This window comes from Thioclava sp. JE_KL1 (genome assembly GCF_009296265.1).
In the GTDB taxonomy this organism is placed as follows: Bacteria; Pseudomonadota; Alphaproteobacteria; order Rhodobacterales; family Rhodobacteraceae; genus Thioclava.
Genome location: NZ_WBJS01000062.1, coordinates 1 through 750, shown reverse-complemented (window position 1 = coordinate 750; position 750 = coordinate 1). Strand labels below are relative to the sequence as shown.

Sequence of the window (750 nt, the reverse complement as noted above, 5' to 3'; positions counted from 1 at the left end):
CTGAGCTACTCCCCATCTCTTGGACAGGATCTGACGTAAATTAAGCTACTCGTTGCACCTGCTGACCGGGTTGGTTGATATCATTTCTCTGCCAATACACCAGCGCCGGTGGCTTGCCGCCGAGGGCTGAGTGAGGGCGCTGGTGGTTGTAGAAGGTCATCCATTTCCGGATGGCCGCCTTCGTCTCCGATCCTGTCTCCCAAGCGTGCAGGTAGACGCACTCGTATTTCGCTGCGCGGTCCTTCGGTTCAGGGTGCGCCACAGCCTCTCGATGAAGATGTTGTCCAGGAAGCGGCCTTTCCCATCCATCGATATGCGCACGCCGGATCGACGCAGCCGATCCGTCCAGGCGAAGGACGTGAACTGAGACCCTTGATCGGTATTCATGATCTCGGGCGGGCCGAACTTGTGGACGGCTTCGTTCAGCGCTTCGACGCAGAAGTCGGCCTCCAGCGTGTTCGAGATCCGCCAGGCCAAGACCTTTCGCGTGTGCCAGTCCATGATCGCAACGAGGTATAGAAATCCGCGCCTCATGGGCAGGTAGGTGATATCCGAGCACCAGACTTGGTTCGGGCGATCCACTCGCAGACCTCGCAGCAGGTAGGGATAGGTCTTGTGGCCCTTTGCGGGCCTGCTGGTGTTGGGCTTCTGGTAAATCGGCATCAGCCCCATCAGGCGCATCAGTCGCCGTATCCGCTTCTCGTTCACCAAGTGTCCGTCGTTACGCAGATGCCAGGTCATTTGCCGGAC

Annotated in this window: 1 pseudogene; it reads right to left on the bottom strand. The window is 58.8% G+C overall.

The features are described from left to right. Positions 1-40: 40 nt before the first annotated feature. Positions 41-750 (bottom strand): annotated as a pseudogene (locus F8R15_RS20900) (IS3 family transposase); the annotation flags it as partial.